This is a genomic window from Corallococcus sp. 4LFB (assembly GCF_046520365.1).
Classification (GTDB): domain Bacteria; phylum Myxococcota; class Myxococcia; order Myxococcales; family Myxococcaceae; genus Corallococcus; species Corallococcus caeni.
Genome location: NZ_JBKGHJ010000785.1, coordinates 1 through 2,602 on the forward strand (window position 1 = coordinate 1; position 2,602 = coordinate 2,602).

The 2,602-nt window shown below is 72.0% G+C and carries 3 protein-coding genes; 1 reads left to right on the forward strand and 2 read right to left on the reverse strand.

The genetic code is table 11. The annotated features are described in order from the left end of the window. Together ACLEQD_RS41100 and ACLEQD_RS41105 are read right to left on the reverse strand one after the other, a co-directional pair. Nucleotides 1–544: amidase family protein (locus ACLEQD_RS41100; protein WP_410391365.1), on the reverse strand; the 544-nt coding region annotated here is incomplete at its 3' end. 67 nt (nt 545–611) lie between these two features. Then, nucleotides 612–1,349 carry a L,D-transpeptidase family protein gene (locus tag ACLEQD_RS41105; protein WP_410391366.1) on the reverse strand — a complete coding sequence of 246 codons (738 nt, stop codon included), beginning with the start codon at nt 1,347–1,349 and terminating at the stop codon, nt 612–614. A gap of 295 nt (nt 1,350–1,644) precedes the next feature. On the opposite strand from ACLEQD_RS41105, the gene ACLEQD_RS41110 reads away from it, so the two are divergent. Next, on the forward strand, nt 1,645–2,602 hold a 958-nt coding region (locus ACLEQD_RS41110), incomplete at its 3' end, for an RIO1 family regulatory kinase/ATPase (protein ID WP_410391367.1).

Genomic DNA, 2,602 nt, shown 5'->3' on the forward strand with positions numbered 1-2,602 from the left:
GCCCCGCCGCGACCGCCGCCGCCGCGCCGCCGCTGGAGCCGCCCGGCGTGCGCCCCGCGTCGTGCGGGTTGTTCGTCCGGCCCCAGAGCGGCCCGTGCGTCTGGAAGTCCCCGGCGAAGGGCGGCAGGTTCGTCTTGCCGAAGAGGACGGCCCCCGCGGCCTTGAGGCGGGCCACCACGGTCGCGTCCCGCGCGGGCACGTACTCCGCGAAGGCCGGATGGGCGGACGTCGTGCGCAGCCCCTGGGTGCTGAACGCGTCCTTCACCGTGAAGGGCACGCCGTGCAGGGGGCCCCACAGCTCGCCCCGGGAGAGCGCCGCGTCCGCGTCTTCCGCCCGCTTCCGGGCCTGGGCCTCGTCCCACGTCACCACCGCGTTGAGCGCGGGGTTGAGCTGCCGGGCGCGGGCGAGGAAGACGTCCAGCACCTCCACCGCGCTGACGTGCCGCTCACGCAAGGCCGCTGCCAGCTCCGTGGTCGTGAGGGACGCGAGCGAACGCGCGCCCCCAGTGACGCCGGACTCCTGCGGCGAGCCAGTCGAGTTCATGTGCGCTTCCTCCCCAAGGGTCGACACCGGAGGCGCGGCCCCTCCGTCCCGGCGTTCTACCAGCTCCTCAGCGCGCCCGGGCCCGGGGAGCGGGCGTCACCACGTAGGCGGACGCGGCGGCATCCACCTTCACCCGTGGGGGACGCCGGGACTCCTCGAAGAGGCGGTAGCCCGGCTCCAGGCCGCGCCAGAAGGCCTTGCGTGCGGCGGGGACGCCGGAGAGGGCCTCCAGCGCCGCGAGCCCCGCCGCGTCCAGCCGGCGCGGGAAGACGTGCACCGGCACGTCGCGGCCCATGCGCGCGCGGGCCTCGGACACCATCACGTAGAGCGCCTCGATGGGGCCGTTCTCGATGGCCAGGCAGCCGATGCTCACGCAGTCGCCGTGGATGTAGATGTCACCCCCGGGGTTGGCGGCGCCCAGCTTGCGGTCCAGCGCGTTCGGGTAGCTCACCCGCATGGACAGGTGGTACGCGCTCTTCGGGTTGAAGAGGTCCACCGTGTAGAAGCCCTCCGGGACCTGGAGGTCGCCCAGGGCCCGCTTGGGCCCCAGCTCGCCGGAGGCCGCGCAGATGGGGAAGGTCCGAACCTTCACCAGCGGCTGCCCTTTGCGCCCGGCCCAGACCTCCAGCTCGCGCTCGGCCTTGAAGGCCCGGAGGTAGAGCTCCTCCGGGGGCCAGGCCAGCCCCGCGTCCTTGAACAGTTGGACCAGGCCGGCCGTCTGCCGCTTCCGGGCCTCCGCGACCCGGTCCCCGGCGTGCGCGCACAGCGAGGCCAGCAGGACACCCCAGGCGAGCAGGACCTTCATGGGCGGAACGCTCCTTGTGGAAAACCGTTTGGACGCAGGTGGACGTCAATCCGGTCCCCGGGCAGGGATGGACGGCGAACAGGCTACAGGCACGGGGGCACCCCTGGCCCCCTGCTTCCCAAGCTGCTAGCAAGCGGTCCGTGGTCCCTCTGGAAGACGTTCAGCGTGACGGCGATGGAAACCAGGGGCTGCCCGGTGTTCTCATCTCCAACGTGCATCATGGCGAGCAGGGGCCGCCGATGTGCGCAGCGACTGAAGCTCCTCGCCCCGTGCCGTTCCGGCCTTTTGCCTAAGAATGAATGACTCCCTCGAGACCCTCCTCGCCGACGGCATCATCGACGCCGTCATCGGCCAGCTGAAGACGGGGAAGGAGGCGGAGGTGTGGCTGGTCCAGCACGCCGGCCAGGTCGTCGCAGCGAAGCTGTACAAGGAGCGCCACGAGCGCAACTTCCGCAACAACTCCGGCTACAAGGAAGGCCGCGAGGTGCGCAACTCGCGCACGCGCCGCGCCATGGAGAAGGGCAGCCGCTTCGGGCAGGCCGCCGCGGAAGAGGCATGGAAGAACGCGGAAGCGGACTCGCTCTACAAGCTGCACGCGCAAGGGGTGCGCGTGCCCACGCCGGTGATGTTCTACGAAGGCATCCTCCTGATGGAGCTGGTGCTGGACGCGGAAGGCCAGCCCGCGCCCCGGCTCGTGGAGGCCCCGCCCCAGACGCCCGAGGAGGCCGAGGCCCTCTACCTGGACCTGCGCGCCCAGGTGATTCGCACCTTGTGCGCGGACCTCATTCACGGGGACCTGTCGCCCTACAACATCCTGATGAGCGGGTCCGGGCCGACCATCATCGACTTTCCGCAGACGGTGGCGGCGGCGCGCAACAGCCAGGCGGAGTTCTACTTCCGCCGCGACCTGGACAACGTGCGGGAGTTCCTGGCGGGCTTTTCGCCCCGGCTGGCGAGCCGTGCGGGCGACACGGGTGAAATCTGGAACGCGTACGTGCGGCGCGACCTGACGCCGGACTTCCTGCCGTCGGGCACGTTCCGCGAGGCGCCTCGCAAGCAGGGGGGCCCTGGCCGCCAGGGCTTCCGGCAGGAGCGCTATCCGCTGGAGGAGCAGCCCCGGCGCAACGAGTTCCGTCCGGCCCCGGCGCCCGTGGCGGCGGTGGAGGAAGGGCTCAGCGAGGAGGAGGCGGAGCTGCGCGCGCTGGAGGCGCTGGTGCTGCGCCAGGGTGGCGGCGAGCGCGGGCGGCCGGTCG